The organism is Rhodococcus sp. C3V (assembly GCF_029269915.1).
In the GTDB taxonomy this organism is placed as follows: Bacteria; Actinomycetota; Actinomycetes; order Mycobacteriales; family Mycobacteriaceae; genus Rhodococcus_F; species Rhodococcus_F qingshengii.
On the sequence record NZ_JARJBE010000001.1, the window covers coordinates 918540 to 945023 of the forward strand.

The 26484-nt window shown below is 62.1% G+C and carries 26 protein-coding genes; 12 read left to right on the plus strand and 14 right to left on the minus strand.

All coding sequences use genetic code 11. The annotated features are described in order from the left end of the window. Window positions 1–61: 61 nt before the first annotated feature. From P3G66_RS04560 to P3G66_RS04580, 5 genes are all read left to right on the plus strand, one after another. Complete coding sequence (locus P3G66_RS04560; RefSeq protein ID WP_276116245.1) at window positions 62–1567, plus strand: glutamate-cysteine ligase family protein; 1506 nt, start codon at window positions 62–64, stop codon at window positions 1565–1567. 141 nt (window positions 1568–1708) lie between these two features. Continuing rightward, complete coding sequence (locus tag P3G66_RS04565) at window positions 1709–2602, plus strand: universal stress protein (RefSeq protein ID WP_007727672.1); 894 nt, start codon at window positions 1709–1711, stop codon at window positions 2600–2602. A gap of 177 nt (window positions 2603–2779) precedes the next feature. Further along, entirely contained in the window at window positions 2780–3820 is a 1041-nt protein-coding gene (locus P3G66_RS04570; protein ID WP_007727670.1) for an LLM class F420-dependent oxidoreductase, read from the plus strand. A 358-nt stretch (window positions 3821–4178) separates the two neighbouring features. Beyond that, the gene (locus P3G66_RS04575) at window positions 4179–5072 is read left to right on the plus strand and encodes a universal stress protein (RefSeq protein ID WP_003946389.1); all 894 of its coding nucleotides are present in this window, start codon (window positions 4179–4181) and stop codon (window positions 5070–5072) included. A gap of 76 nt (window positions 5073–5148) precedes the next feature. After that, window positions 5149–5787 (plus strand): response regulator transcription factor, encoded by a 639-nt coding sequence (locus P3G66_RS04580; protein ID WP_276116247.1) that lies wholly within the window; start codon window positions 5149–5151, stop codon window positions 5785–5787. Between the two features lie 3 nt (window positions 5788–5790). Here P3G66_RS04580 and P3G66_RS04585 read toward each other — a convergent pair whose 3' ends face one another. From P3G66_RS04585 to P3G66_RS04605, 5 genes are all read right to left on the minus strand, one after another. Next, window positions 5791–7482 (minus strand): GAF domain-containing protein, encoded by a 1692-nt coding sequence (locus P3G66_RS04585; RefSeq protein ID WP_042921348.1) that lies wholly within the window; start codon window positions 7480–7482, stop codon window positions 5791–5793. Window positions 7483–7509: 27 nt separating this feature from the next. After that, entirely contained in the window at window positions 7510–8205 is a 696-nt protein-coding gene (locus P3G66_RS04590; RefSeq protein ID WP_003946413.1) for a hypothetical protein, read from the minus strand. 19 nt (window positions 8206–8224) lie between these two features. Beyond that, window positions 8225–8557: a cupin domain-containing protein gene (locus P3G66_RS04595; RefSeq protein WP_003946336.1), complete on the minus strand. Its 333-nt coding sequence runs from the start codon at window positions 8555–8557 to the stop codon at window positions 8225–8227. An 84-nt stretch (window positions 8558–8641) separates the two neighbouring features. Beyond that, window positions 8642–9133 (minus strand): dihydrofolate reductase, encoded by a 492-nt coding sequence (locus tag P3G66_RS04600; RefSeq protein ID WP_003946393.1) that lies wholly within the window; start codon window positions 9131–9133, stop codon window positions 8642–8644. A gap of 2 nt (window positions 9134–9135) precedes the next feature. After that, on the minus strand, window positions 9136–9936 hold the full coding sequence (locus tag P3G66_RS04605) for a thymidylate synthase (protein WP_003946427.1): 801 nt from the start codon (window positions 9934–9936) through the stop codon (window positions 9136–9138). Between the two features lie 86 nt (window positions 9937–10022). On the opposite strand from P3G66_RS04605, the gene cobF reads away from it, so the two are divergent. The 4 genes from cobF to P3G66_RS04625 all read left to right on the plus strand — a co-directional run bounded on the left by cobF (window position 10023) and on the right by P3G66_RS04625 (window position 14132). Further along, window positions 10023–10763, plus strand: coding sequence for a precorrin-6A synthase (deacetylating) (gene cobF / locus P3G66_RS04610; protein WP_003946376.1), 741 nt, complete (start codon window positions 10023–10025; stop codon window positions 10761–10763). A gap of 76 nt (window positions 10764–10839) precedes the next feature. Further along, entirely contained in the window at window positions 10840–12006 is a 1167-nt protein-coding gene (locus P3G66_RS04615) for a GGDEF domain-containing protein (protein ID WP_276116248.1), read from the plus strand. A 43-nt stretch (window positions 12007–12049) separates the two neighbouring features. Further along, window positions 12050–13225: a GGDEF domain-containing protein gene (locus tag P3G66_RS04620; protein ID WP_276116249.1), complete on the plus strand. Its 1176-nt coding sequence runs from the start codon at window positions 12050–12052 to the stop codon at window positions 13223–13225. A gap of 40 nt (window positions 13226–13265) precedes the next feature. Then, window positions 13266–14132 carry a DNA-formamidopyrimidine glycosylase family protein gene (locus tag P3G66_RS04625; RefSeq protein ID WP_003946349.1) on the plus strand — a complete coding sequence of 289 codons (867 nt, stop codon included), beginning with the start codon at window positions 13266–13268 and terminating at the stop codon, window positions 14130–14132. On the opposite strand, the gene P3G66_RS04630 is transcribed toward P3G66_RS04625, so the two are convergent. Continuing rightward, window positions 14125–15000 (minus strand): LysR family transcriptional regulator, encoded by an 876-nt coding sequence (locus P3G66_RS04630; RefSeq protein WP_276116250.1) that lies wholly within the window; start codon window positions 14998–15000, stop codon window positions 14125–14127. The genes P3G66_RS04625 and P3G66_RS04630 overlap by 8 nt on opposite strands. Window positions 15001–15072: 72 nt before the next feature. Here P3G66_RS04630 and P3G66_RS04635 point away from each other — a divergent pair, with 72 nt between their 5' ends. Further along, on the plus strand, window positions 15073–16305 hold the full coding sequence (locus P3G66_RS04635) for an MFS transporter (protein ID WP_276116251.1): 1233 nt from the start codon (window positions 15073–15075) through the stop codon (window positions 16303–16305). 30 nt (window positions 16306–16335) lie between these two features. On the opposite strand, the gene P3G66_RS04640 is transcribed toward P3G66_RS04635, so the two are convergent. The 6 genes from P3G66_RS04640 to P3G66_RS04665 all read right to left on the minus strand — a co-directional run bounded on the left by P3G66_RS04640 (window position 16336) and on the right by P3G66_RS04665 (window position 22283). Further along, entirely contained in the window at window positions 16336–17115 is a 780-nt protein-coding gene (locus P3G66_RS04640) for a DUF427 domain-containing protein (RefSeq protein ID WP_276116252.1), read from the minus strand. A gap of 57 nt (window positions 17116–17172) precedes the next feature. After that, window positions 17173–17649 (minus strand): nitroreductase/quinone reductase family protein, encoded by a 477-nt coding sequence (locus tag P3G66_RS04645; protein WP_003946395.1) that lies wholly within the window; start codon window positions 17647–17649, stop codon window positions 17173–17175. Between the two features lie 199 nt (window positions 17650–17848). Continuing rightward, window positions 17849–19642 carry a DEAD/DEAH box helicase family protein gene (locus P3G66_RS04650; RefSeq protein WP_007727645.1) on the minus strand — a complete coding sequence of 598 codons (1794 nt, stop codon included), beginning with the start codon at window positions 19640–19642 and terminating at the stop codon, window positions 17849–17851. After that, on the minus strand, window positions 19642–20502 hold the full coding sequence (locus tag P3G66_RS04655; protein WP_276116253.1) for an SDR family oxidoreductase: 861 nt from the start codon (window positions 20500–20502) through the stop codon (window positions 19642–19644). The genes P3G66_RS04650 and P3G66_RS04655 overlap by 1 nt, the downstream gene beginning before the upstream one ends. A 59-nt stretch (window positions 20503–20561) precedes the next feature. Then, entirely contained in the window at window positions 20562–21464 is a 903-nt protein-coding gene (locus tag P3G66_RS04660) for a dihydrodipicolinate synthase family protein (RefSeq protein ID WP_276116254.1), read from the minus strand. A 33-nt stretch (window positions 21465–21497) separates the two neighbouring features. After that, entirely contained in the window at window positions 21498–22283 is a 786-nt protein-coding gene (locus P3G66_RS04665) for an aldolase (RefSeq protein ID WP_030534888.1), read from the minus strand. Between the two features lie 166 nt (window positions 22284–22449). Between P3G66_RS04665 and P3G66_RS04670 the strand changes: the two genes are divergently transcribed. Both P3G66_RS04670 and P3G66_RS04675 read left to right on the plus strand, forming a co-directional pair. Further along, on the plus strand, window positions 22450–23040 hold the full coding sequence (locus P3G66_RS04670) for an XRE family transcriptional regulator (RefSeq protein ID WP_003946400.1): 591 nt from the start codon (window positions 22450–22452) through the stop codon (window positions 23038–23040). Beyond that, complete coding sequence (locus P3G66_RS04675; protein WP_276116255.1) at window positions 23037–23462, plus strand: hypothetical protein; 426 nt, start codon at window positions 23037–23039, stop codon at window positions 23460–23462. The genes P3G66_RS04670 and P3G66_RS04675 overlap by 4 nt, the downstream gene beginning before the upstream one ends. Window positions 23463–23469: 7 nt before the next feature. On the opposite strand, the gene P3G66_RS04680 is transcribed toward P3G66_RS04675, so the two are convergent. Continuing rightward, a complete protein-coding gene (locus P3G66_RS04680; protein WP_276116256.1) occupies window positions 23470–24942 on the minus strand; it encodes a carboxylesterase/lipase family protein in 1473 nt (490 codons plus the stop codon). Then, on the minus strand, window positions 24939–26468 hold the full coding sequence (locus P3G66_RS04685; protein WP_003946388.1) for a carboxylesterase/lipase family protein: 1530 nt from the start codon (window positions 26466–26468) through the stop codon (window positions 24939–24941). Before P3G66_RS04685 ends, P3G66_RS04680 begins: the two co-directional genes overlap by 4 nt. Between the last annotated feature and the right edge of the window lie 16 nt (window positions 26469–26484).

A 26484-nucleotide genomic window follows, 5' to 3' on the forward strand; every position in this document is an offset into this window, starting at 1 on the left:
TTGTCGGTGACACCGGACGGATAGCCTTCAGTGACGTTGATCGTCGAAGGGGGAATGCGCAATGGGTGCAGAGGTCACGGCGCGAGAATTCACCAGAGCCGACCGTAGGCTCTTTCGTAAGAAGGTGCGCTCGTGCGTCGACGCCATGAAGCAGATGCTCGACGGTGGTGACTTCCGAGACGCCGTCGACAAGCCCGCTCCGCTGTTGGGCATGGAGATCGAGTTCAACCTCGTGACCGGCGACATGAGGCCCGCGATGTCCAACCGTGAAGTGCTCGAATCCATCGACGACTCTGCGGTTTTCCAAACCGAGCTCGGACAGTTCAACGTCGAGATGAACGTCGAGCCCGGCCCACTCACCGGTGATGCGACTTTCGAATTGGAGAAGAAACTGCGGGCGTCCCTCGACGTCGCAGACGCGCGAATCCACGCGCACGACGCCGAGATGGTGATGATCGGGATGCTGCCGACACTGCAGCTCGAGCATCTCGATCGTGAGTGGATCACCGCCAACCCGCGCTACGAATTGCTCAACGAGCAAATTTTTGCCGCGCGAGGAGAGGACATCGAACTCGACGTCGAAGGTGTCGCGCTACCCGGCGGCGACGTGGAAATCCTTCGGGCCGACACCAATTCGGTAGTCCCGGAGGCGGCATGTACGTCCATGCAGTTGCACCTGCGCGTCGCGCCGGAAGAATTCGCAGCGCACTGGAATGCCGCGCAGTGTCTGGCCGGAGTGCAGGTGGCGCTTGCTGCCAATTCTCCTTTCCTGGCAGGCAAGGCACTTTGGCACGAATCGCGCATTCCGATCTTCGAACAGGCAACGGACACCCGAACTTTCGAGCTCAAGAACCAAGGTGTGCGACCGCGAGTGTGGTTCGGTGAGCGGTGGATCCATTCGGTTCTCGACCTGTTCGAGGAGAATTCACGGTACTTCCCGGCGCTGCTCCCTGATGTCTCGGACACCGATCCGCTGGAAGTGCTCGCGGCGGGCGGGGTTCCGGAGTTGAGCGAGCTTCAGATGCACAACGGCACGGTCTATCGCTGGAATCGGCCCGTCTACGACTGCTCGGATGGCAAGCCGCACTTGCGTATCGAGAATCGGGTGTTGCCGGCCGGGCCGACCGTCGTCGACATCATGGCCAATGCGGCCTTCTACTACGGAACCGTCCGCGCATTGGTGAACGCGGAGCGGCCACTGTGGTCGCACATGTCGTTCCATGCGGCAGAAGAGAACCTGCACATCGGCGCCAAGTACGGACTCGACGCCACCCTGTACTGGCCGGAGATCGGTTGGGTCGGTGCCGACGAGTTGGTCCTGCGAAGGCTGCTGCCGTTGGCGGACGAGGGTTTGGCCGACTTCGGATTGTCCGCCGCGGCCCGCGATCGGTACCTCGGCGTGATCGAAGGGCGGTGCATGAATCGGCAGACCGGTGCCGCCTGGCAACGCGAGCAAGTGGCGCACGCGGAGGCCTCGGGCGCGGACCGCTCGACTGCGCTCACCGGAATGCTCCGCGGTTACGTGGAGAACATGCGGACGGGAGATCCTGTTCACACCTGGTCCTGATTGCTCTGCTAATTCTCCTATCCGTCAACAGTTTCGGGGACCTAAGTCCCCGAAATGAAGAGGGGGCGACCCCAAAAAAGCCGGACAAGTGGGATGGTTAGAGTGAAAGTGGCTCGGTTACTTCTTCAGGAAGGTGGGCACATGAGTTCACGCGAACATAACAGTGTTGTTGTCGGAGTCGAGGGTTCGGACACTGCGTCCACAGCGCTCCGCGAGGCCGCGAAAATCGCCGCCCAGCGCGAATTGCGACTCGACATCATCCACGCTCTCGACTTCGCGCCTTACGGTTTCGGCGGACCGTACGTCGACGCGGGTGGGGTGTACGAATGGGTCGAAGAGGCCGGAAAAGCGATCTTGGCGGAGGCGGAACAGTTCGCCCGTGAGATCGATCCGAAACTCGAAGTTCACACCGAAATCGCCATCGGCAGCGCAACTCAGTGGCTGATCGAGAGTTCGGCACAAGCCAGGCGGGTAGTCGTCGGAGCGTCGGCGTCAGGCAAGGCGGCGACAGCAGTCCTCGGCAATACCGCGGTCGGTGTGGCCAGTCACGGCAAGTGTCCGGTCATCGTCGTCCGAGACCGCGATGGTGCGGTGCCCTCGGAAGGACCCGTAGTGGTCGGCGTCGACGGCAGCGCGTTGAGCGCCCAGGCCGTCGGTGCGGCTTTCGAGGAAGCGTCGTTCCGCGGAGTCGAGTTGGTGGCGTTGCACGTGTGGAGTGACCTCGGCAGTGCGGCATTCGAAGACCCGAGGGCCGCTGCGCTTGCCCCGCAGTCTCTCGAAGAGGAAGAGCACGCGGTACTCAGCGAGAGCTTGGCCGGATGGTCCGAGCAATACCCGGACGTGAAGGTCCGGCGCGAGGTATACCTCGACAACCCACGCGGACGGCTGCTGGACTGGTCGGCAAAAGCGCAGCTCGTCGTAGTCGGCAGCCGTGGCCGTGGTGGATTCCGCGGCATGTTGCTCGGCTCGACCAGCAACACCCTGATCGCTTCGGCCAAGTGCCCCGTCATGGTGGTTCGCCCCGAAGAATCCTGACCCTCGACAGGCTCTCCCACTGCCCCGTTCATTTCGGTCATCGAATATGAACGGGGTAGTCACATGAATGCGGACTCAGGTTCCGTAGTGTTCGATGTGAGTTAAGTGTTCGATGGGAGTACCACTGCTCGTGTGCGCGTCGCACACGGCAGCAATCGTCAGGATTGGGGTTACAACGTGCGTATCGGTATGGGTTTGAACTACAGCGGCGGGTTCGCCGAAACCGTCGAAGAGGTCGGTGACCTGGAGAAGGCGGGCCTCGACATCGCCTTCGTCCCGGAGGCGTATTCCTTCGACGCCGTCAGCCAGCTCGGTTACCTGGCGGCCAAGACGTCGACCATCGAACTCGCTTCGGGAATCTTTCAGATCTACACCCGTACCCCTTCGTTGACCGCCATGACGGCGGCTGGCCTGGACTTCGTCTCCAACGGTCGCTTCGTGATGGGACTGGGCGCTTCCGGACCGCAGGTGATCGAGGGGTTCCACGGCGTCAAGTACGACGCTCCGCTGGGACGCACACGTGAGGTCGTCGAGATCTGCCGTCAGGTATGGCGCCGCGAGAAGGTCGAGTACCAGGGCAAGTACTACCAGGTTCCCCTCCCCGCCGAGAAGGGCACCGGACTCGGAAAGCCGCTCAAGCTGATCAATCATCCTGTGCGTGAGCGCATCCCGATCCTGATCGCTTCGCTCGGACCCAAGAACGTCGAGCTGACGGCGGAAATCGCCGAAGGCTGGGAACCTATCTTCTTCCATCCGGAGAAGGCAGCAAGCGTGTGGGGTGAGCCGATCGCCAAGGGCAAGGCCAAGCGCGATCCGAGCCTCGGTGAGCTTCAGGTGTACGCGTCGCCGGCACTGGCCATCGGTGACGACGTCGACCACATGCTCGACTGGGTACGCCCGAGCCTTGCGCTCTACATCGGTGGCATGGGCGCCAAGGGCAAGAACTTCTACAACGATCTCGCGGTGCGCTACGGCTACGAAGAGGCCGCCGAGAAGATCCAGGATCTCTACCTCGCGGGCAAGAAGGACGAAGCCGCAGCAGCAGTGCCGGACGAACTGGTTCGCGCAGTGTCGTTGATCGGTCCCGAGAGCTACGTCAAGGAACGCGTCGCAGCCTTCGCCGAAGCCGGTGTCACGACGCTCAACGTCACGCCGTTGGCGGCCGACCGCAACGGCCGAGTGCAGCTGATCGAGAAGTTCCGCAAGATTTGTGACTGATCCTGCTGTGCGCCTTTATTAACCGCCGGCGGTTAACAAAGGCGCACAGCAGAGCAGGTGGTTCGGGATCTCCTGCGTACGAAACCCGATTTTGGGCGCTTGTTGACAGGACTTTTTTCACTTCTGACCGGTCGGGTTCTTCACCTAACGTGGATCGAGTAGCCAGGGTTTGCGTGCGAATCCGGCACCGGTGGCCTCGTTGACGCCCGAAAGGGATGTTGGCGGGGCCGTTGCCGCAGTCCACCCGAACACCCAATGTCCGATTCGGGACTCGCGTCGGCTGATGAATCCTTTTTGCCGTCATTGGGCAATAGTGTGAGGGCGAAGAGATTCTGTGGTCGATTGTGGAGGGACGAACATGAGTGCAACCAAACCCGTCGTCGTAGCGGTAGACGGTTCGGAATCGGCGTCGTCGGCTGTCGTCTGGGCGGCGAGGACCGCGGTGGCGCTCGGTCGACCGCTCCACATCGCGACGGTGGTGCACATCCCAGCCTTCTACTACTCCGAGCCTTACCTCGCCGAGAGCTTCAAGGACGAACTGCGGCGCACTGCCACCGCTCGTCTGGACAGCGCACAGATCCTCGCGCGGCAAAGCATCGACGACGACCTCGAGATCGTCACCGAACTACTCGACGGCAGCGTCTCCGATCGCCTGATCGAATTGTCCAAGGGCGCGTACATCATTGCGCTCGGCCCTCGCGGGCACGGCGAATTCACCGGATTGGTCGTCGGTTCTGCGACGGTCTCGGTTGTCTCGCACGGCGAATCTCCGGTTGCAGTTGTCCGAGGACGGACGCTCGACGGTCGGCCGCCGACCGAGGGCCCCGTCGTCGTCGGTGTCGATGGATCCGAAAGCAGCATCGAGGCAGTCGAGCACGCTTTCGAGCAGGCCTCCGCGCGGGGCGCCACCTTGATTGCCGTCAACGTGTGGAGCGACGTGAGTGTGCAGCCCTCGTTGGGCGCCACCCCCGACGACCCACTGTGGAGCAGCATCCAGACGGGTGAGGAAGTTGTCCTCGCGGAGCAATTGGCCGGATTCACCGAGCGTTACCCGGACGTCGTCGTCGAAAGAGTCGTCGCGCGTGACCGTCCCGTCCGAGTCCTGAGCGAATACGCGGAGACGGCGCAGTTGATAGTCGTCGGCAGTCGCGGGCGCGGCGGATTCGCAGGAATGCTCCTCGGATCGACCAGTCGGGCGCTCCTGCACACCGCGGATTGCCCGGTTCTCATCGTCCGGCACGTCAACAAGTGAAGAGAATGCATTCCATGAGTTCTGAGTCCACCGTCTCCGGTACCGTTCGACGTGAGATGTCTTTTGGAGGGGTTCGATGACAACGCGGATATTCCTGGTCGACGATCACGAGATCGTCAGACGCGGATTGTTCGACCTACTCGGTGGGGTCGAGGACTTCGTGGTGGTGGGCGAGGCGGCGTCCGTGGGGGAAGCGCTGGCTGCGGTACCGCAGACCAACGCCGACGTCGCTGTTCTGGACGTACGCCTGCCTGACGGCAACGGCGTCGAACTGTGCCGAGAACTCCGCTCGATGCTTCCCGACCTCCGCTGCCTGATGCTCACGTCGTACGCCGACGACGAGGCGTTGCTCGACGCGATCATGGCGGGCGCCTCGGGATTCGTCCTCAAGCAGATTCTCGGAACCGATCTGGTCGCTGCAGTCCGCACAGTCGGGCGCGGCGGTTCACTGCTCGACAGTCGTGCAACCGAGGCGCTGATGCAGCGGATCCGCAGCGACCGTACAGCTGATCCGTTGGCCGAACTTTCCGATCAGGAGCGAGCAGTCTTCGATCTCATCGGAGAGGGGCTCACCAACCGGGAGATCGGCGCGCGATTGTTCCTCGCGGAGAAGACGGTCAAGAACTACGTGACGCGTCTGCTCTCGAAGCTGGGCATGCAGCGTCGTACTCAGGCTGCGGTGCTGGCGACCGAAATCCGTAGCGGCAGTCGCTAGGATCTAACGACCGGATTTCGGTCGATTCGAGTTGGTGCGACCGAGCGGTACTCGCCAGAGCAGGCGTGCACCGCTCGGATCGTGATTGACGATCGTGCACGTACCGCCGCAATGTTCGGCGCGGCGCTCCAGATTGTGCAGTCCACTCTTGTGGAAGTCGGAGGGGAGTCCGACGCCGTCGTCCTCGATCGTGATCGCAAATTCGACGTCCGCGGTGACAGCGATGGTGATGTGGCGTGCGTGTGCATGCCGAAGGACGTTGCTCAACCCCTCACGCAGCACGGCTTCGGCGTGCTGGTGGATCCCGGGATTCACCAGAGTGTCGATGGCGCCGGAGAATTGGACGCTCGGGGTCACAGCGGACTGTGCGGTGGCGTCGCCGATGACATCGAGGAGGCGCCGGCGCAGGCTCGACGAATCGGTGGCCGTCGGAGTCTGCAGATCGAAGATGGTTGTCCGAATCTCGCGGACGGTCTTGTCGAGCTGTTCGAGAGATCGTTTGACAATCGCGCGCGCCGACTCCGGGAGGGTCTCGTCCGGAAGCGTGCTCTGCAGGCTCATTCCGCTCGCGAACAGTCGCTGGATGACGTTGTCGTGCAGGTCTCGTGCGATGCGGTCGCGGTCGGCGAGCACGGACAACAGGCGTTGCGCCTTTTGTTTCTCGTCGAACTCGATTGCAACGGAGCCGAGTTCGGCCATCGACTCGATCCGGGTCAGTTCGTCGTGATCCCAGTGTGTGTTGGTGGAATTCGACGCCACGATGACCGCGCCGACTACACCCGAGGCAACGCACATCGGTGCCACGACAGCACTCCCAGCGGACGGCACCAGTTCGGTGAGTGCGCCTAAAGTGGTGAGTACCTGTAGCTTTCGAGTGCTCCGCACCACGTCGAACGGATAGGTGGTCGCCGGAATTCTGACTCCACGTGACGTGGTCCGGGCGCTGGCCGCGGCGTGAACCTGTGCGTAGCCGTTCTCGCAGATCACCACGATCACGTCGTCGACGCCGGTCAGGTCCCGAACGCGACTGGCAAGAAGTTGCAGACCGTCCTCGAGCGAGTCACCGGCCAGCAACCGCGAGCGGATGGCAGATGTTGCGGTGAGCCATCTTTCACGAGTTCGTGACTGCTCGAACAGTCGGGCGTTTTCCACAGCGATACCGGCTGCGATGGCGAGGGCTTCGAGAATGACCTCGTCTTCCTGGGTGAACTCGGCCTGTCCCCGTTTCTCGGTCAGGTAGATGCTTCCGAACACCTTTCCCCGCATCATGATCGGCGCTCCGAGGAAGCTCTCCATCGGTGGATGATTTGCGGGGAATCCCACCGATTCGGGATGGTCGCCGAGATGGGCCACACGCAAAGTCTGCGGGTGATTCATCAGAACACCCAGCACGCCATGACCTTCGGGGAAATGTCCCATGGTCGCGCGTTGGGACCCGGAGATTCCCTCGTACACGAATTCCGAGAGCCCGCCCCCCGGCGCCGCGACCCCCAGGGCGCCGTAGCGGCAATCCAGAACCGTTGTCGCAGAGGTGATGATCCGTTGAAGCGTCAGGTCGAGGTCCAGGCCGGAGCCGACCACCAGGACCGCCTCGAGCAGGCGGTGGAGTGTCGGTATGTCGGCATTGGAATCGCCCAGGCGGTCGAGCAACTCGCCGAACGTACGTGCCGGACTGTGACCCGAAGCTTCGACCATGGTCGAAGCATATCGCCTCACCGAACGTCAGCTCTCCTGGCGGCGACCTTCCCACCACGACGACCAGTGATGCTTGATCTCGTCGAACTCGTCATCGCTCAGGTCGTAGGTGGTCAGCAGGATGGACATGCCTCCGTCGGGCCGCTGCGCCGTCACCGACTGGGTGGCGACAGACAGCAGGCCAGGGCCGAGATCCTCGACTGTCAACCCGAATTGGTGGTCGGTGACGTAGTCGACGACGCCTTCGAAATAGTCGCCGGGAGCGATTGTCACCGCGTACCGACTTCCCGCTTCCAATTCGATTTCGGTGAGCCCGAGGACGCTTGCCACGTTCTCACCGGGGAGCAGAAGGCCGTCGAGATAAATGGTTCTACGCTCGGCCAGTCCGTGGTGCTCCACTGCGAATCTGAGCAGCTGGAGGAATGTCGTCCAGCCCTCGGTGATGTCGTTGTACCAGTCGTCGTCGGCAGATTTGGCCGGTCGGTCGATGCGGACGACCGTCTTGCCGTCCTGTTCGCGAAGTGAGAAACGGTCGCCGTTTCCGAGTTTCAGCGTCAACGCTTCGGGGTCGGCCTCAGCGGTGGAGTAGATCTGGGTGATTTCGTCGTCGAGTCCGTCGTACTCCCAGCCGAACCAACGTCGAATCAGCGACGGGTCGCGCAGCGCGGGCCAGAGTACGGACGGGGCTGCGACGATGGACACTTCGATCACGGTTTCGCTCACGCGGAAGACGCTACCGATTTCAGCCCTTCATGGCGACGGTCAGTAGAAATGCAACGTCTTCGAGCGCTTCGACGCTGTGCCGGTCGGCCGGGACGGTCAGGAAATCACCCGTGGATCCTTTCCACTGGTCACTCCCACACACAAGATTCAGCTTCCCGCTCAGGACCAACAACGTGGCTTCGCCCGGACTGTCGTGTTCGGCGAGGCTCTTGCCGGCGCTCAGCGCGATCACCGTCTGTCGCAGGCTGCGCTGGTGGCCACCGTAGACGGTTTGTGAACTGCGACCGCTGGTCGCCGAGCCCGCCAGTTTCAACTGTTGGCGAGCGAGAGCGGTCAGTGACTTCTTGTCCATCGAAGACCTCTCGGAAGCGGTGAATGTCCTTCTTGGAGTATGACCGACTCACTCGCGAGGTGCCTCGTTATCGGCGGAAGTCGGTCAGCGCGTGTACTCCAACCAGCGGAAGCGCAGGCCGCTCTTCTCCGAGGTCTGCCAGGGCTCGTCGGATTTCAGGTTCCATTCGGGGCCGATCTCGGGAGCAAAAGCATCACCGGCGATGTCGAGGTCGATCTCGGTCACCAGTAGATGCGTCGCGAATGGCAGTGCAGCCGAATAAATTTGCCCGCCACCGACGACGAAGACGTCACCGTCCGGCAACGCCAGGGCGTCGTCCAGACTGCGGACCACCTCGGCGCCTTCGGCGTGCCATTGCGGATCGCGTGTGACGACGATGTTCCGACGCCCGCTGAACGGACGGAACTTCGATGGAATGGAGTCCCAGGTGCGCCGCCCCATGATTACCGGATGGCCCATGGTGACGCGTTTGAAGTAAGCCATGTCCTCGGACACGCGCCACGGGATCGAGTTGTCGGCGCCGATGACGCCGCCGTGGGCCTGCGCCCAGATGAGGGTGACTGTGCGATCGGTCATCGTCAGACCGCTACCGGGGCTTTGATCGCGGGGTGGTGCTGGTAGTCGACGATCTCCACGTCCTCGAAGGTGTAGTCGAAGATGGAGTCGCGCTTGTTCAGCTTCAGGGTCGGCAACGGCAGCGGTTCGCGACCGAGCTGCTCGGTCACCTGGTCGACGTGATTGTCGTAGATGTGGCAGTCGCCGCCGGTCCAGACGAACTCACCGACGTCGAGTCCGGCCTGCTGGGCCATCATGTGGGTGAGCAGCGCGTAGCTGGCGATGTTGAACGGAACGCCGAGGAACATGTCGGCGCTGCGCTGGTACAGCTGGCAGGAGAGCTTGCCGTCGGCGACGTAGAACTGGAAGAAAGCGTGGCACGGCGCCAGGGCCATCTGTGGAATGTCGGCGACGTTCCACGCCGAAACGATGATCCGCCGCGAATCGGGGTTGGAGCGCAGGGTCTCGACGGTCTGCGTGATCTGGTCGATGTGCTCGCCCGAAGGGGTGGGCCAGCTACGCCACTGGACGCCGTAGACGGGGCCGAGTTCACCGTTCTCGTCGGCCCACTCGTCCCAGATGGAGACGCCGTGCTCGTGCAGCCACGCCACGTTGGAGTCGCCGCGCAGGAACCACAGGAGTTCGTTGACTATCGACTTGAGGTGGACCTTCTTGGTGGTGACGAGCGGAAAGCCGTCGGCAAGATCGAAACGCATCTGGTGACCGAAGATGCTGCGGGTGCCGGTTCCGGTTCGATCGGATTTGGCGGTACCCGTCTCCATGACGAGCCGGAGGAGGTCTTCGTAAGCAGTGGAGACAGTCACGGGAATCAGTCTAGGGCCTGCCCTGCTGTGCGCCTTTATTAACCTCCGGCGGTTAATAAAGGCGCACGGCAATATAGCCTCGGCACATGCGCGAACTCTTGGTGATCGGTATCGGTGCTGGTGATCCCGACCAGGTGACGGTTCAGGCGATCAAGGCCATGAACAGGGCCGATACCTTCTTCATCATCGGAAAGGGTGACGAGAAGCAGGCTCTGGTCGACTTGCGCACCGGCATCCTCGACGAGCACGTTCACCTCGACTACAAGGTGGTCGAGATCACGGACCCGCCGCGGGACCGAACTCCCACCGATTACGAGGGAGTCGTCGAGGACTGGCACGAGCGTCGGGCCGCGAAATTCGAAGCGGAATTCGCGGCCGAACCTGGCGTCGGAGCGATTCTCGTCTGGGGTGACCCTTCCCTCTACGACAGCACTCTGCGGATCGTCGAGCGCGTGCTCGCTCGCGGGAGAGTTTCGTTCGACTACTCCGTCATCCCGGGAATCACCAGCGTGCAGTCGCTGGCTGCACAACACCGGATCGTCCTGAACCGAATCGGCGAACCCATCCACATCACGACCGGCCGCAAACTGGCCGAGGGATTGCCCGACGGCGTGGACAATGCCGTCGTGATGCTCGACGCGCATTGCACCTTCACTCAGGTAAGCGAAAACGACGCCGAGATCTGGTGGGGCGCGTACCTCGGGACCCCGGACGAGGAGTTGATTTCCGGCAAACTGCGTGACGTCGAAGATCGGATCGTCGCTCGCCGGGCGGAGTTGCGTGAGAAGCACGGTTGGATCATGGATACGTACCTCGTTCGGCGCTGACAACCGACCCTGAATTTGCCGCCTCGATCCTGCACTCTTGGTCCCGAACGACGGTCCGCGCACCTATGATCTGCGCATGACATCGTTCGGGCAGGACCGACTGCAGTCGATTCTGCCCGCGCCGCGTGGCCGTGAAAAATCAGCTGTGAAGTCGGCTTTCGGCCTTCTGGTTCAGTGGTATCGGCGTCCTGATCAATTCGACAGTTTCAATCGATACCTCGCCACGAAGGGCCTGGAGCTAGCTGTCCGATTGCTGGTCATCGGCTCGCTGACGACGGTCATCATTGCGATGACTCTGCTGCGCTTCAGCGACGCGGGCGTGCACAACCACGTCACCAGCGTCGTCAACGCCGTTATCATCGCCGTCACGATTGCGGTGATCGTGCTCTTCTGCCTTCTGCCCGAAATCACGCGTCGGTGGTCGTACTTCTTTGTCGCCTACTGCGAGGTCGGCGTATTCGTCGGTGTGTTCTTGAACAACGACCCTTTCATCGGGTTGATCCAGTGTGTGCTCTTCGTACTGATCGGTGGTTACATCGCGTACTTTCACAACGCGAGACTCCAGGCGATCCACATCGCGCTGTCCATCGTGATTCTGGCAGTGGTCGGCCGAAAGGTCGCGGTCTACGCGGATCCTGCGTTGGCCACAGCACTGTGCCTGATCATCGCCACCGGGATCGTGGTCATCCCGTTCGCCTGCCAGTTCGTCCTCTCACTTCTCGGCTCCGACGCGGACAGTTCGGATGTGGATCCGTTGACAGGGCTTCTGAATCGGCGCGGGCTGCAGCGAGCTGTTGTCGAAATGGGGGCGACGGGGCATGCGTCGAGCAAGTCGTCGTATGTCGTCGCGATTGTCGATGTCGATTCGTTCAAGAGCGTCAACGACTCACAGGGGCACGAAGAAGGCGATCTCGTACTTCGCCAGATTGCTGATCGACTGCGGTGGTGCGGCGGCGAGAAGGCGCTCTTCGCCAGATTCGGTGGGGACGAGTTCGTGTTGGTAGACACGATAGACGTCGGCGCAGCGCCTGCGTTCGAAGACAATCTGCGAAGGCACTTGCGAATCGACGATCGTGATCCGGTAGTGACCACCAGCGTCGGAGTCGCGATCACCTCTGCCGAATGGTCGTCGATTATTTCCGACGAGGAGTTGACGGAACTGTTTCGAGTAGCCGATGCCTCGATGTACCGCGCGAAGGCCGCCGGCGGCGATCAGGTTGTGATGTGGGACGGCAAACAGTGAAAATTGTCTGATTGCGGGGAGTTGACTGGATTACCCTGACCCTATGGAATCTGCCGAGAGTGTTGAGCGTTCGGACGCCGCGGCGTCTCGACGACCGCTCTCGGGTCCCGCGTTCCGGCTGATCTCTTCTCAACTTGTCGATTGGTATCGGCGTCCGGACCAATTCGACACCTTCAATCGCTATCTCGCGGACAAAGGGTTGACCGTCGCCTCGCGGTTTCTCGTCGTCTGCTCGTTGGTGCTGGTCACCGTGATCATGTTCCTGACTCGCTTCAGTCCACAGGGGCCGACCACTTCGCACGCGCGCACCGCGAACGCAGTCATCATGGTCATAACCGTGATGATGGCCGTCGCCCTCTCGACGAGGCGCAATCTCTCCCGTTCCTGGTCTTACGCCTTTGTGCTCTATTCGGAAGTGGGAATAGCGGCCGCAATGCTGCTGTACTCCAATCCACTTGCAGCATTGGCACACGCCGTGATGTTCTCGGTGATCGGCGGATACATCGCGTTCTTCCACAATGCTCGAATACAGAGCCTTCACATGTTGTGGGTATTCGTCGTGGTCATCGGCATCGTGACACGTACGGCCGTGGTCGAAAACGATGTGGATATTCCGGTTCTGGTCGCGTTGGTAGTACTGGTCGGCGCGGCAATCTACGTGATTCCCTTTGCCTGTCAGTTCATTTTCTCCATCCTCGGCACCGACGCGTTGAACTCGCAATTGGACCCACTGACCGGACTGCTCAACAGGAGGGGACTGGCCGACGAAGTGCGACTGTTGCTGGAGCGGTCGTACACGCACTCGGCGCTCTTGGTAGTCGCCGCTGTCGACATCAATCGATTCAAGGCCATCAACGACGAGTACGGACATACCGTCGGTGACGCTGTGATCGAAAAAGTCGGATCGAGGCTGGTCGAATGCGCCGGCCCGGCGGCCTTGATCGCACGGATAGGCGGCGACGAGTTCGTCATCGTCGATTCGGTCGATCAACGCTCGTTCCATCGACTCGAATATGAACTACTCCGTTCGACGATCACCTCGCCCGATCATCCCGAGGTGGCGATGAGCGTCGGAATCGCGAAGATCGCAGGGCCTTTCGAATCAGCGGATGATGCGCTGGTCGCCTACCCGACTCTGCTGCGGCGAGCGGATCGGGCGATGTACTCCGCGAAGGCACGCGGTGGGCACTCGGTGGTGCTGCAGACGGAAACGGACTGAGCGCGCTGTGAGTGTCCGTGGTCGGCGTTAGTCTGTTGCCATGCCTGAACTACCCGAGGTGGAAGCGCTGGCAGGGTTCCTTCGTCAGCACGCGGTCGGCGCAGTGGTGGGACGCGTCGACATCGCTGCATTGAGTGTGCTCAAGACCTTCGATCCGCCGATCACTGCTCTGCAGGGGCGTGACGTCACGGGCGCCGCCCGCTTCGGGAAGCATCTGGCTCTGGATTGCGACGGGCTGTGGTTGGTCACGCATCTCTCCCGTGCCGGCTGGATGCGCTGGCTGGACAATCCATCGGCGACGCCGCCGAAGCCGGGGAAGGGGCCGTTGGCGCTGCGCGTTCATTTCTTCACACCCGAAGGTTCGACGCCGGCATTCGATCTCACCGAAGCCGGCACCAAGAAACGCCTCGCCGTCTGGGTCGTGAACGATCCGCAGGAGGTTCCGGGCATCGCCCGGTTGGGGCCGGACGCGATGGCTGTGACCGAAGCCGAGTTCGCACAGATTCTGGGCGGAACGTCGGCGCGGATCAAGAACTCGATAGTCGATCAGTCGTTGATCGCCGGTATCGGGAACGCCTACTCGGACGAGATCCTCCACACCGCGAAACTCTCGCCATTCGCGACCTCGTCGCGGCTGACGCCGGATCAGATTTCGACGCTGTATGCCGTGATGCGATCCACGCTGGCCGACGCGATCGAGCGTTCGGAAGGTCAGGACGCGGCCCGGCTCAAGGGTGAGAAACGCTCGGGGATGCGAGTACATGCTCGTACCGGACTTCCGTGCCCGGTGTGCGGTGACGTCGTACGCGAAGTGTCGTTCGCGGAGCGTTCTTTTCAATACTGCGCGACGTGCCAGACCGGCGGTAAGCCGTTGGCGGACAGGCGAATGTCGAAACTGCTCAAGTAGCGAACTGCGCTGCGAGTAGTTCGACGAACTCGCGGGCGAGTGCCGACGAATGGGTGGGTTCGGTGATTGCGTGGACGATCCGATGCGGCGCATCGGTGATCGGAATACAGACCAATTCGGAGTGCAGGGCGCTCATGGACTGGGGGAGCAAACCTACGCCCAGGCCGTTGGCGGTCAGTGAACAGATCAGGTCTACCGAGTTGGCTTCAAGTGTTTTTCCCCGAGGGACCTGTGATTCGGCGAAGGCTTGGTCGGTTTGGACCCGGGCCTCGCTGCCGGAGGCGAAGTCCACGAGAGTGTGATCGCGTAGGTCTTCGAGCCTGATCGACGAAGCCTGGGCAAAGGGATGGTCGGGAGCAACGAACGCTGCGGTGGGTTCACTCCACAGTGGCGCGGCGGCAAAGCTCTTGGGTAGGCGACCTGCGGCCAATCCGACAATGCCGACGTCGATTGCACCGGACCGGACTCCTTCGATAACTACTTCACTGCCGTACGGTCGCGCGGTGATGTTGATTGCAGGGTGGCGCCGTGTCAGATCTGCCAGCGCGCGTCCGACGTCGACGCGCCCCGCCGAGGTGATGGTGCCGACCGTCAACCGCACTTGCTCGTTGCTCCGTGCGGAGACATCACTGACGAGTCTCGACACGGCGCCGAGTACCTCGCGGGAGCGGGCGACAAAAACCTCGCCTGCAGCAGTCAGGCCGACGTTTCGGCTGTTCCGGTTGAACAATTCGACTCCCAGTTCCTTTTCGAGGTCTCTGACCTGGGCACTCAAGGCGGACTGGGAAACGTGCAACCGCGACGCTGCTCGGCTGAAGTGTCTGTCTTCCGCGACTGCCAGGGCGTAGCGGATGTGACGTAGTTCCATTGCACCAATCTATCGTTTCTGGAGATAGATCATGCATATCTATCTATTGGACGCGCGTCGGTGTAGGCGGTCATGCTTGACGACATGATTTCAAGCGACGCGCGTCCGAGGCTCGGACTACCGATAGTGCTGCTGATGGCTGCAGCGACGGGCCTGTGCGCGGGCGGTAACTATTTCAACCAGCCACTCCTCGATTCCATCGCAGATCACCTGAATGTGTCGGCCTCCGCAGCGGCCGCGACGGTGACCATCGCGCAGGTCGCGTATGCACTCGGATTGATACTTCTGGTTCCGGTGGGCGACATGGTGGACCGACGCAAGCTGACGGTAGGGCTCATGCTGCTGGCGGCGACCGGTCAAGCGGTCAGCGGATTTGCGCCCAACTTTGCCACGCTTGCAGTGGGAATCGCTGTCGCTGGAGTCTTTTCGGTCGCCGCCCAGGTGCTGATTCCGTTTGCCGCCTCACTGGCCGAACCTGAGAGGTCCGGTCAGGTGGTCGGCACGATCATGAGTGGACTGCTGATCGGAATCCTGCTGGCGCGCAGCGTTGCCGGCGTCCTCTCCGGACTGGGAGGTTGGTCGACGGTATACAAGGTTGCGGCGGTGCTGATGGTGGTGATGGCCGTGGCATTGTGGCGATCTCTGCCTTCCGATTCCGCAGATCGCCCGAAGGCAAGCTACCGCGCAACGCTCGCTTCGGTAGGGAAGTTGGCTGCGACCCTGCCGCGCCTGAGAACCCGATCGGCCATGGGCGGACTGGCTTTTGCTGCTGTCAGCACCGTCTTCACGACGATGGCCTTTCTTCTGTCCGGCGAATTCGGCTACAGCGACACTCAAATCGGCTTGGTCGGACTACTCGGTGTGGCGGGAGCTTTGATGGCGACGGTGGCGGGCAGGCTGGCCGATCGGGGATTGGGTCAGCTGGCGACCGGCGGCGCCATCGCGATTCTCTTGGTGTCGTGGCTTCCATTTGTCGCCGGTGCCACCCACGTGGTGTGGTTTCTCGTTGCCATCGTCCTTGCCGATCTCGCGCTGCAGGGAGTGCACGTCAGCAACCAGAACGTGATCTACGCCCTTGTCCCCGAAGCACGTTCGCGTGTGAATTCCGTGTACATGACCACCTACTTCGTCGGTGCTGCCGTGGGCTCGGCGGTGGGATCAGTGGTGTGGAAGTCGTACGGCTGGAACGGAGTATGCATCGCCGGGTTGGTCTTCTCCGTTGCAACGGCGATGGTGTGGGTGCATGATCGCCGACTGGAGACGGCTGAACTGCGAATCCCGGAATCCCCTGTTTCAGTGGGGTAGGCACCCACACCTTCTCGGCTCCAGCACCTTTCAGATTTCGGCACCGTCCACCAGGATCTTGCCGACGCGTTCGGGATAGAACGACATGTGGTCGTCGATCCCGGACGCTTCGGCGGTAGTGAACGGATAGAACCACGCCAGATCCTCGATCGGAGCGAGTTCGGTTGTGCCGGTGAACGACAGATACGACGCAGTGCCCTTGTAGGGGCAGGCCGTGGTGGTCGGGGACGGCGCAAAGTACTCGCTGCGAACGTCGATTCTCGGAATGTAGTACCGCGTGGGCAGTCCGGTTTCGAAGAGCAGTCTGGGTCGTCTCGTCTCGGCGACCAGTACGTCGCCGACAAAGACCTGGACGTGGCGGGACGAGGGGAGTGCGTCGATACGTACGTATGGATCGCGGGCGTGGACAAAGACCTGTTGATCCTCCTCGTACCAGGCGTCCATGCGATCCCAATAGAATGCGACGTACTCACTCAGATCCAGGGAACCGTCGAGCTGTTCAGGGTAGGTCCAGATGGCGTCCTCGGCCCGGCGGTCTCCGATCTCGATCGTCCAATAGGTGGCGTCACCTTTCCACGGGCAATGGGTGGTCGTCGACGTCGGGACGAGGAATTCGGTACGAACGTCCGCGAGGGGGATGTAGTACATCGGCAGGCGGCCGCGTTCGAAAAGGTATACCGAACGAGTGGTGTCTGCGACGGCGTGACCAGCGAAGAAGGCTCGAATTCGGCGGGGGTTCGGCTCCAGTGCGATCCGCCCGTTGGAAGCTGTGATCTGTGTGTCTTCTGCGTGAGTCAGTGCTGTGGACATTCGCGAATGCTCCTGAGATCGGCAGGGTGGTCCTTCCCATCCTGCGCCCGGCAGCAGTTATTTGACAGGTTGGAGTCGAAATACGCGGATCTGGCGCCCGAATGCTCGATCGGCGTAGGTTTCGTACGGCGGCCACGTGGTGGTCGCGAGCTCCCACAGCTTCTTACGCGTGGCGCCCTCCGCCAGACTCGCACCGACCGGTATTTCGACGCCCTTCACTGTCACGATCGCGGTGGGGTTTGCCATCAAATTGAGTGTCCATGCTGGATGCGTATCCTGCCCCCAGTTCGAACCGACGACGACAAACGCATCGCCGTCGGGTGCGTACAGGAGTGGCGTGGTGCGAGAACGGCCGGTCTTACGGCCCGTCGTGGTGAGCAGTAGCTGAGTCACGGTGTTCTCTCCGACCAGCGAGAGCTTGCCTCCCGACACTCTCTGCACTGCTCGATCGAGCGGAACCAGATCCTTGCCGAGATCCGAGAACCATTGTGTATGGCCGACATTGCGCATCAATGACCGGTAGATATTGCGCATCGGACCCCTCGCATTCTCGGCACTGTTTCGAGGCTGGTGCACCTCGACTCGGAAGAGTCTGCCACGTCAGGTCACAGATACCTGAGTCCCAAGGTCCCGAAAGGAATGAAGCGGTCAGCCGAATTCGGTTTTGGTGGAGTGGAATTGGGGCATACCGCCGAAACCGTTCGTTTGTGCGCGTTGGACGGTCGTTGGAAGATCAACCCTCCGAGGTCAAGACATCAGGCTCGAGCCACTCGACGCCGAGCAGTTCGGACAGCGACCGCAGACCGGATCGATCACCACCTTTCAGACCTGTGACCGAATTGAGATTGCGCAACATGACCGTGGCGACGTCCTCTTCCTTGGTGCCCACGCCGAAGGGTATGACCCACGGGCACGTCTGGTAGTCGCGATGCGACCGACCGAACGTCTGTTCTGCCGCGATCCCTGAGTAGCGCGGTTGATGAAATATTCCCGTCCGTGGCAACGGGGACGCGTGAGTGCCGTCCGGGAGTGCTTCGTTGGCATGGAGCGAGATCGAGGTCGTGACATTGAAGACGATGACCGGTGCGTCCCCGCGTTGAAACCGCAGACGTTGACCCTCCTTGTCCGGCACCGCACCGAACAGTTTTGCCACCGAGATCCCGGCGTCTTCGATCATCTCGACCAGTGGATCACCTGCCGTGGAGACGAATTCGACGGCCACCAACACCTGCTTGCCTGCCTTGACCTGCGCCTGCGCCCACTGGGCCGTCGACTCGGCGCGGATCATGCCCGCTTTCTGTCGGTAGCGCAGAACCAGCGCACGGCCGCGCGCGATGTTGCGACTCTTGCGGGCCAATCCCATTTCGTAGGCGTACTCGGCCCACTCCGTCTCGTACTCGGCGCGCTGGGCATGGGTGAGGTCGATCGGCATACCGTCGAGCGGAACGGGTCCCCACGGAGTCGGTCGATGAATCATCAAGGGCGGTTTGCTGTTCGACATCCACCCACGCACGGTCTCGAGCGCGCGAGATTGCAGCGCAGGTGATTCCTTCGCCTCTGCGCTCCACGTCCACTTCCCGTAGGACTTGTCCAGCGGAAGGCCGGACTCGACCAGCCTGGCGCCCAGGTCGGACCAGTACTCCGAAGGTTCTGAATGCAGCTGCGCGAAAAGCGGTGCCAGGTAACGCTGATCGGCCGGCGTGTGTCCCGGTGTTGCTGTCACGGACAGGACGAACGGCGCTTGCTCGTGAGCATTCGAAAAGCGCGCGACCTTCTCGAATGCGGCCGTGCGCTGTGTGTCGTTGCTGTATAGCTGGGCCTCGTCGGCAATCACCACACCGAACGTGTACTTGGGGCGGCCGTTTCGCGCGATCAGCTTCTTCAATTGGTCAGGCGACATGATCAACCAGCGGAATCCACCGTCGCCCACCGAGGCGATGGAATAGCGCCAATGCGGAATGGTGATCTGTGCGGGTCGATCGACGAGGACGAGGATGTTGGTTTCGCCGCGCTCCTCGGCAATCGTCTTGGCAGACATCACTGCGATCAGCGTCTTACCCAGGCCTGCATTGTCTGCCAACAGAAATCCGCGTTTGCCGGCGCGAGCGGCATCGACGACGGCTGCAGCCCCCGAAACCTGCTCGGGCCGAGGAATTTTGGGTGCAGCAACGGGACGTTCGCCGGTGCTGTCATTGATGTCGTCCTCTACCCACTGCTGATACGAGAAGGGGAGTGCCTTGAATGGAGCGAGTTCTACGGGCAACTCCGTACCGACCCACGCGTAGCTCTTCCATTTCTTGACGAACTGTGCACCAGGCGCCGGCGTCCGAAAGGGGACGTCGAGGAGCCAGACTCTCTCACCAGGGCCGGCAGTCGGCACATCCGGCATCGTCGCGCGTGAGCTCTTCTTTGCGACAGTCTTCTTCGGGGCGGTCTTTCTGGTCGTGTTCCTCTTGGGTGCAGCCTTCTTCGGTGCAGCCTTCTTTGCGGCAGCCTTGCGTGCCGTGGTTGCTTTGCGTGGTGGCATCAGGCGGTTTCTGCTGTGAGGAATTCACGCAGCGTGAGCGCAGGCCGGCCGACAAGGTCCTCCACGGTGCCCGTGATCAGCGCCAATTCACCCTGCGCGATTGCGGTGTACGTCGACACCCATGCGTCGAGTTCCCAAGCGGGTGCGTTGTACGACGCCCGCGATTCGTAAGCTTCCTCGAGCGTTTCCTCGACGTACGTGGTTCGCTTGCCGGTGACTTCGGTGATGATGCTCGCGGCCTCGAAGAGCGTCAGTGCCTCCCGTCCGGTCAGGTTGTACGTCTGTCCGACATGAGAATCCAGATCCTGCAGAACCGACACAGCGACGGCAGCAATGTCGGAGCGCGCTACCGCGCCGACGAGACCGTCCCCTGCGGGTCCGCGGATCACACCGTCTTCACCGGCGAGAGCGGGTAGGAAATCGAGGTAGAAGCTGTCGCGCAGGAAGGTGAATGCGAGCCCGGAAGCGCGGATATGTTCTTCGGTGACCCAGTGATCGCGAGCGAGCGTGAACGTCGCGTCCGGAGCAGCGCCGAGGAAAGACGTGTACACGATGTGCCTGACCCCGGCCTCCGCGGCGGCGTCGATGAAGGTGCGGTGCTGATCCAGGCGATCTGCGCTTTCGGCCGCCGAGACCATGAAGAGGGTGTCGATTCCGGCCAGAGCCGCGAGAGCGCGCTCCTGATCCCCGTACGTGGTCTCGGCCGAATCGGCACCGGGGAGCTGCGGTAATCGGTTGGCCGACCGTGCGATCAGCCGCTGCGGGACACCGGCGTCGGCCAACGACCGGGCCACCAGTCCGCCGATATGACCGGTCGCGCCGGTGACGGCGATCCTCGCAGACCGTGAATCTACGGACATGGTGCCCCTCCTTCGGTCGGTGTGCATCCCATCTTGCCGGAACCCACTCCCACGTCAGGTCACGACGCGACGATTACACCGCGAGCCACCGACAGAGCGTCGGACAAAGCTGTCCTGGTGTTGTCGTCGAGGGACAGCAGGGGCCGGCGGGGAAGGCCGGCGTCGACGCCGAGAGATTCCAACCCGGCTTTGACCGTCGACGGCAGTCCGCGACTGACGAGGACCTTCAGTAGCGGCTCGATCTGTTCGAACACAGCGGCGGCACCCGACCGATCACCGGATTCGAGTAGACGCCAGAAGTGCACCACCTGTTCGGGGGCCAGACACGGGGCTGCCGTGCACCATCCGCTTGCACCGGCAGAGAAAGATTGCAGTGCAAGAGGATTGCTGCCGTTGAAGAAGGGGATCGTGCCACCGCTCAGTTCGTTGATGCGGTTCATCCGGGTGATGTCGCCGGTGGATTCCTTGATCATCGTGATGCCGTCGACGGTGGAGACGAGATCGACGAGAAACTCCGGCGACATGTCGATCCCGGTGGTGGCCGGATTGTTGTAGATCATCGTGGGAATGTCGACGGAATCGGCCACCGCGGTGACGTGTTCACGAATCTCCTGCTCACCCAGATGCCAGTACGACGTGGGGAGGATCATCATTGCGTCGGCTCCGGCGTCTGCCGCGATCGATGCTCGGCGGAGTGCTCCCGCCGTAGTCAGATCCGACACTCCGACGACGGTGGAGACTCGGCGGTCGACGTAGTCGACAGTCTCCCGAGCGACCGTCTCCCACTCTGCATCGTCGAGATAGGCGCTCTCGCCGGTACTGCCGAGTGGGGCTATCGCGTCGACACCACTGCTGATCATGCTGTCGAGGAGCGTGTGTAGCGGCTTGGGGTCGAATGCTCCGGTGTCCCGGTCGAACGGGGTGATGGGATAGGCGACGATTCCCTTGATGGTGCTGCTCATGAGGCTCTCAGTTCTGTTGGTGGGAAACAAAAGTCAGTTGGTCAGTGTGTCGGGATGATTGCGGAGAGCGCGACGGGCGTAGTAAGCGAAGTTCGCCTCGCTGCGCCGAGGAGTCAGTGTCCAATCGTGTGCCTCCTTCGCCAGGCGAGGCGGTAGCGGCTTGATGTCTCCGGCAGCCATCGCCAGCAACTGCAGTCTGGCCGCTCGCTCGATCAGATGCCCGAGAGAGCATGCCTCTTCGACCGTGTTGCCGACGACGAGTTGGCCGTGGTGGGCGAGCAGAATTGCCCGCTTGTCGCCGAGTGCAGCCGAAATGATCTCGCCCTCCTCGTTTCCCACGGGAACCCCGGGCCAGTCGGCGAGAAATGCGCAGTCGTCGTAGAGCGGCGCGATGTCCATTTGGGAGACGACGAGGGGAATCTCGAGCATCGACAGCGCCGTCGCATGTAGTGGGTGTGTGTGGACGATGCAGTTGACGTCGGGTCGTGCGCGGTAGATCCAACTGTGGAACCTGTTGGCGGGGTTCGGCATGCCTTCCCCGTCGAGGACTTCGAGATCCTCGTTGACGAGCAGGAGGTTGTCCTCGGTGATCTCGTCGAACCCGAGGCCGAGTCGCTGTGTGACAAACGTTCCTGGCTGCCCACCGCGGGCGGAGATCTGTCCGGCAAGGCCGGAGTCGTGGCCGGCGTCCGACAGTGCCCGGCAGGTCAGTGCGATCTTCTGTCGAAGAGTCCAACTACCTGTCGTTACTTCGGTGAGCATCTTCGTCTCGGCGGTGGCCATGAGTTCCTGCTTGCTCGCATGCATCGTGTCGGTCATGGGGTGTGCCTTTCTCGGGACCCGGAAATCAATGACATTCAGTCACCTATAAGACACAAAGTGTCATATAGGACGGAAATGCGCAACCCTCGATTCCTGCATCGCTGATCGCCGCAGGTCAATGTATTGGTAGGGTGATGACACAAAGTCGCGTGAGGGGAACCGAATGGCAGCGTTTTTGCGAACACATCGGCGTCGCGCCGGTCTGACGCTCGAGGGCCTGGCCGAGCAGACCGGTCTGACGAAGAGCTATCTCTCCAAGGTCGAGCGGGGTATCAGTACCCCGTCGATCGCGGTGGCACTCAAGATTGCGCGTGTGCTCGACGCCGATGTGGGGCAACTGTTCTCGGACAGTATGGAGGGAAATGCCATGACGATCGTGCGCGCGAAGGACCGCGTGATCGACCCGGCCAACTCCGTGCAGTCTTCCGTCTACGATCCGATCGCGCCCTCACTGGTCGGAAAGGCCATGCAGCCGTTCGTGGTTCATCCGGCCTCGGTGATGGGTCCCAAGTTCATGGACCACACGGGAGAGGAGTTCGTGTTCGTGCATTCCGGATCCGTGGAATTCGAAATCCCCGGGCAGACGATGCACCTCGACGCCGGCGACAGCTTGTACTTCGACGCGAATACGCCGCACCGGATGCGGTCGGTGTCGGCGGATCGTGCGGTGGTGCTGGTTGTCGTCTACGACAAGCCTTCGGCTGGATCACCCAGCGGTGACTCGCTGGAAACGCACTGCGGGGTGGGCAGATGACGCTGGGGATCGACACGACACTGACGCTTCTCACGGCCGGTCTGATCTTCCTTCTCTCCCTGTGCCTGGGAATCTGGAAATACCGACAGATGGCCACTTCGGACAATCACCTCGCCCATCCGTATGTCGACATCGCACACCGCGCTGCCCTGATGTACTCGTTTGCGACGCTGCTGATCGCGGTGTTCGTCGAACTCAGTGCGTGGCCGACGTGGATCAACCTGACCAGTGCCGCAGTGGTCGTGTTCTTCTTTCTCGCAGCGATATTCAGCTACATCGCTCACGGTGCGATGAAGGACACCGACAATCAGTTCGAGTCCGCCGGTCCGCCCCTGCACCTCGGGATGTTTCTGCTGATCCTCGGTGAGGTGGGCGGATTTGCCGTACTACTCGCAGGTTTCGTGAAAGGTCAGTTCTTCTGATCGGGCTTCAGCGCCTGTGCTCGTAGCCGATCCAAGCCCGTCGACGCTCACCCATCGGGTCGTTCTCCACTCGGGACGTCTCGTCGAAGATCATTGTTTGCCGCTCCGGTACGGAGTAGGCGGGCCAATCCCGGTCCGGCACTCCGTGGCGGGCGAAATGGATCCAGTGGCGCTGCATGGTGGAGGTCACCGCAGTCAGTCCGCGGCGCCCACCGACCGCTGTCAAGGCCGCGGTGAGTGCATCCGAACGCCCGAAGACCGCAAGCAATTCGGTGGCGTGGGTAGCGCCCATGCCGACGAGTCTGAGCAGGCGAGGCGCAAAATCGTAGCGGTAACTGTAGGTAGGAGCTACCTGGCAATGACCCTGTGCGCAGAGTATCGCGGGCTCCCAGAACGTGATGTCGCCGCCGAGATCTGCGGCAGCAAACCGGTGCGGATACGTGGGATACGCCGCGAGCGCACGTGCTTTCACTTCAGGGGTGGTGTGGGAGAACATCTTCTCGATCCGAACCGGGTCGGTAGGCAAGATGTCGAGAACGCGCGGGAAGATTCTTCCCTCGTGGAGATTCGAACCGACGAGCAGCGGAACGGGGTGGGCGCGTCCGGCGGCGAACACGTCGAGCGGGTGTTCGGGAAGGACGTCGTCACCCACCACGGGGGCAAATGCCCGCGTTCCGGGTTCTTCGTCCGCGCCGCGGCGCGCAAGTTCTTCGCCGGCAGCGACCAGGTCCTTCACCGAAGCGGAGCGCAGCCACGATCCCGGATCGGTATCCGGAGCCTGTGCGATCTCGAGGAACTCGCGTGCCCAACCGTGCGCTCGCTCTTTTCCGTATGCCGAAGCAGCCGGCGGACTTTGAGCGATGGCCCGGGCGAACAGTCCTCGTGCCGCCGGCGTTGCCATCAGAGTGGTGACCGCGTTGGCGCCGGACGATTCACCGAAGACGGTGACGGCGTTCGGGTCGCCGCCGAAAGCGGCGATGTTGCGTTGGACCCACGTCATCGCGGCGATCTGATCGCGCAATCCGAGGTTCGTCTCGAACGATCTTTCCGCAGTGGAATATTCACTGAAATCGAGGTAGCCCAACGCGCCGAGACGATATTGGATCGAGACGTAGACGATGTCGCCACGTTCGACCAGGCTCGTTCCGCGGTACATGGGCGTCGACGGATTCCCGCCGTTGTACGCGCCGCCGTGAATGAAGACCATGACCGGTCGCAACGAATCCGACGGTACCTGCGGGGCCACGACATTGACGAAGAGTGAGTTCTCGTCGAAGTTGCTCTTGCGCTGCGGAGACGGAGAGCCGAATGCTTCCGCCGGGCGGACACCATTCCAAGCCTCGACCGGCTGTGGTGCGCGAAATCTCCAAGGACCGGTCGGGGCCGCTGCGTAGGGGATAGCTCGCCAGGTGCGCAGTCCTCGATCGAGGCGCCCGCGCACGACTCCGGAATCGAGAGTGATCTCGAGAGGGCTCGTCACGGTAGGGAGATGTCGGTGCCGTGACTGCGGTAACCGCTGTATCCCGCCCAGGCCAAGCGTTGTTCACGTCTGGGATCGTTCTCGACGCGGACGATCTCGTCGAAGATCATGGTCCGACGCTCCTGCCCCTCGTAGCGCGGCCAGGATCCGCGCGGCGAGCCGTGCTCGGCGAAGTGAAGCCAGTGTCCCTGAACAGATTCGGTGACTGCGCGCAGTCCGCGTCGACCGCCGGGAAGGGTGAGGCCGCGCCCGACAAGGGTGTCACCGATGCCGAAGACTGCAAACATCTCGAATCCGTGGGTGGCGTCGAGGCCGAGCCAGCGCATCATCGTCGGCGCGAAGTCGAATCGGTAGGCGTATGTCGGCGCCGATTGTGCGTGCGCTTGCATCAACTCCACGGACGGGTGCCAGAACGTGACGTCTCCGCCGACGTCGATCGCGGACTGCTCGTCCGGGTAGCCGGGATAGGTTGCGAGGATGCGCTTCCCGGCCTCGGGATCGGTGAGGGCAAACATGGTGTCGATGCGTGACGGGTTGGTCGGAAGTGCGTCGAGCACCTTCGGGAACAGCGTCCCCTCCCGTCTGTTGGTGCCGATGATCATCGGCACCTGGTGTGCCGATCCTTCTTTGAATGCGTCCAAGGGGGAGCGCGGGAGGAAGTCGCCGTCGACGACCGGTCCGAAGGGATGTAGTCCAGGTGTGTTCGCGAGTACCTCGGCGCCCAGTCTGCTTCCGGCTCTGCCCAATTCGACGGCTGTCGCCGAGGTCAGGGCCTTCGCGGGTGGTAGGCCGGAATTGAGGATCTCGACGAAACGCGCGCCCCAGGCATGCGATCGCTGCGTGCTCGAGACCAGATCCGGAGCCGAACTCTCGGCGATAGCGCCGGCGAAGAGTCCCTTGGCGGCCGGAGTCGCCATCAGGGTGGTGACGGCGGTGGCTCCGGCGGATTCACCGAAAATCGTGACTTTTTCTGGATCCCCACCGAATGCGGCGATGTTGCGTTGCACCCACTGCAGGGCCGCGACCTGATCGCGCAGTCCGAGGTTGGAGTCGAATACGCGCTCGGATGTGGAGAAGGGTGTGAAATCGAGGTAGCCCAGAGCGCCGAGCCGGTAGTTGATCGAGACGTAGACGACGTCGCCGCGTTCGACGAGGGACACGCCCGAGTACAAGCCGGTGGCCGAGGTCCCGATGGTGTTTGCCCCACCGTGGATGAAAACCATGACGGGACGCGGAGTATTGCCGGTGTTCGCGGGGGCGAGCACGTTGAGCGTCAGGCAGTCCTCGCTGCTCGGCTGGTACTTCCCGGGCGCGAGCAACAGCCCCTTCTTGTGTTGGACAGACGCGTCGCCGAACCTGGTCGCGTCGCGTTCTCCGGTCCACGGCGTGACCGGCTGGGGTCGCGTCAGACGCAGTGTTCCGACCGGCGGCCGGGCGTAGGGAATTCCGCGCCAGGCACGAAGTTTTCCCACCCGGCGGCCGCGCAGGGTGCCGTCGGCCGTGGTCACAAGTATGTCGGACGCCATGTCGCGACTATACGTA